We start from the raw sequence: 2,398 nt of genomic DNA on the forward strand, positions 1-2,398 counted from the left end.
CCGGTCACGATGACGATTGCCGACAGACCGGCCGCCGACACGCGCACCGTCGGTATTCCTCTCACCGGTCGGCCCCCGACTACGCAAACTAATGAAAATCGTTTCCATCAGACTGTAGCGCAGCCGACTGCCCGTCGCGACAGGGTTAGCTAGTCCGCCTTCTCGGCCAGCGGCTGCCGCGGCCCCGCTACGCGGCCCGCGTCCTTAGCAGGGCGGTAGCCTCACGGAGCATGAGTCCCACGCCCCGGCGGCGGGCCGGGTCTGACGACCCGGCGGTTGCGCGGGCGGCTGCGGGGCCGCCTCGTCGCCGGGCCACCCTGGCATCGTTGGCGGCCGAGCTCAAAGTGTCGCGGACCACGATCTCCAATGCCTACAACCGGCCCGATCAGCTCTCGGCCGACCTGCGCGAGCGGGTTCTTGCGGCCGCGAAACGCATGGGTTATCCCGGGCCCGATCCGGTGGCGCGATCGCTTCGCACCCGCAAGGCGGGTGTGGTCGGCCTGGTGATGGCCGAACAGTTGACTTACTCGTTCAGCGATCCCGCCGCGTTGAATTTCGTTGGGGGACTGGCTGAATCGTGCGAGGCTGTGGGCCAGGGCCTGCTGCTGGTGGCGGTCGGCCCGAACCGGAGTGTGGCCGACGGGACCGCGGCCGTGCTTGCCGCCGGGGTCGACGGCTTCGTGGTCTATTCGGTGTCCGAGGATGATCCCTACCTTCAGGTTGTGATGCAGCGTCGCCTGCCTGCTGTTGTAGTCGACCAGCCCAAAGACGTCTCCGGCGTGTCCCGCGTCGGCATCGACGACCGAGCGGCGATGCGCGAGCTCGCCGACTATGTGCTCGAACTGGGTCACCGCGAGATCGGGCTGCTGACCATGCGGCTGAACCGGGACCGCCACCATGGCCTGGTCCATGCCGAGCGTCTGCGCTCACCGACGTTTCACGTGCAAGCCGACCGCATCTACGGGGTTCGGGATGCGATGGCCGCCGCGGGCCTCGACCCGGATTCGCTGACCGTGGTGGAAAGCCATGAGCATCAACCGACTTCGGGCGGGTCCGCCGCCGCGGCGGCGCTCGAAGCCAATCCACGGATCACCGCGTTGATGTGCACGGCCGACGTGCTGGCGCTGTCGGCGCAGGATCACCTTCGCGGCCGCGGCATCTACGCGCCGGGTCAGATGACGATCACCGGATTCGACGGCGTGCCCGAGGCCATCCGCCGCGGTCTGACCACGGTGGCGCAGCCCAGTCTGGCAAAGGGCCGGCGCGCCGGCGAGTTGGTGTTGACCCCGCCGCGCTCCGGGCTGCCGGTCGTCGAGGTGCTGGATACCGAGTTGATCCGGGGCCGCACCGCCGGCCCGCCGGCCTAGGCAATTGGGGTGACCCGCTGCGCCCGTCATTCGCCGCGCTTGCGATCACCCCGAAGATCAGCTTTTGGCGTTCTCCTGGTCGCCGATCAATAGCCGCACCGCTAAATTCAGCCGCTTGCTGACGTCGGTGGCTGAGGCCCGCCGCGTCAGCCAGGCCAGCAAGTTGGACAGCCACACGTCCGAGATCACCCGGGCGATGTGGTACTGGTCCTCGGTCGGTTCACCGTCAGCCATCGCGCGGGCGAACATCGAATCGATCAGTTTCTCGACATGATCAACCTCACCCGCGGCGGACGCGTCGGCGAAGACGTAGGCGCGGGTCATCGCCTCGGTCAGCAGCGGGTTGCGCTGCATCGCGCGGTTGAGCTTGCTGACCATGAAGTTCAGCCGCTGATACGGCGTGCCGCCGGGCAGCGTGGAGCGGTCGGTCTTGGCGTCGATGCGCTCGAACTCGCGGCCCAGCGCCGAGACCAGCAGATGCACCTTCGACGGGAAATACCGGTAGAGCGTGCCCACTGCCACGTCGGCCCGGTCGGCCACCGCACGCATCTGTACTGCCTCGTAGCCGCCTTTGGAGGCGATCGCCATCGTCGCGTCCAGGATGCGCTTGCGCCGCTCGCGCTGGGCCTCGGAGCCCAGCTCGGATTCGGCCAACACCGCCACGTTCATGACCTCGCGAGGCTGCGCGCCCGGCGCGCCGGCCGCATCGGTGTTCGCTGGCCCCGAGATGTGAGGGGACATGTGACGGACAGCTCCTTCATCTGGCGATCTCGCTGAAAACGATACGCATCCTGAACCTCGATTGCTCACCTCCGTGCGGCTGGGGACACCGGCGTGTGCTGCTGCAACGGCGTTCGACTTGACGGTCGATCGCTGGCACTATTAGAACACGTTCTAGTCAACGGAGGAGCCGCAACGTGCCGACCACCATCAGCGACGAGCAATTGGCAGCGCGTGGGTTGGTGCGTGAGTGGGCCGCCGGCGCGGGAACAACGGCCGCGATTCGCGACATCGAGCAGGGAAAGCGCGAG

General features: G+C 67.6%; 2 protein-coding genes. One reads left to right on the forward strand and one right to left on the reverse strand.

The window, feature by feature from the left end:
- The first annotated feature begins 230 nt into the window (after nt 1-230).
- Entirely contained in the window at nt 231-1,367 is a 1,137-nt protein-coding gene (locus VFA16_RS04590) for a substrate-binding domain-containing protein (protein WP_324966672.1), read from the forward strand.
- Nucleotides 1,368-1,424: 57 nt separating this feature from the next.
- Here VFA16_RS04590 and kstR read toward each other — a convergent pair whose 3' ends face one another.
- Entirely contained in the window at nt 1,425-2,030 is a 606-nt protein-coding gene (kstR, locus tag VFA16_RS04595; protein ID WP_324966673.1) for a cholesterol catabolism transcriptional regulator KstR, read from the reverse strand.
- Between the last annotated feature and the right edge of the window lie 368 nt (nt 2,031-2,398).

This window comes from Mycobacterium sp., from assembly GCF_035653355.1.
Lineage (GTDB): Bacteria > Actinomycetota > Actinomycetes > Mycobacteriales > Mycobacteriaceae > Mycobacterium.

What these genes read in the sequence shown, in the direction of transcription:
- VFA16_RS04590 (WP_324966672.1), top strand. Translation starts at nt 231, where the DNA reads ATGAGTCCCACGCCCCGGCGGCGGGCCGGGTCTGACGACCCGGCGGTT.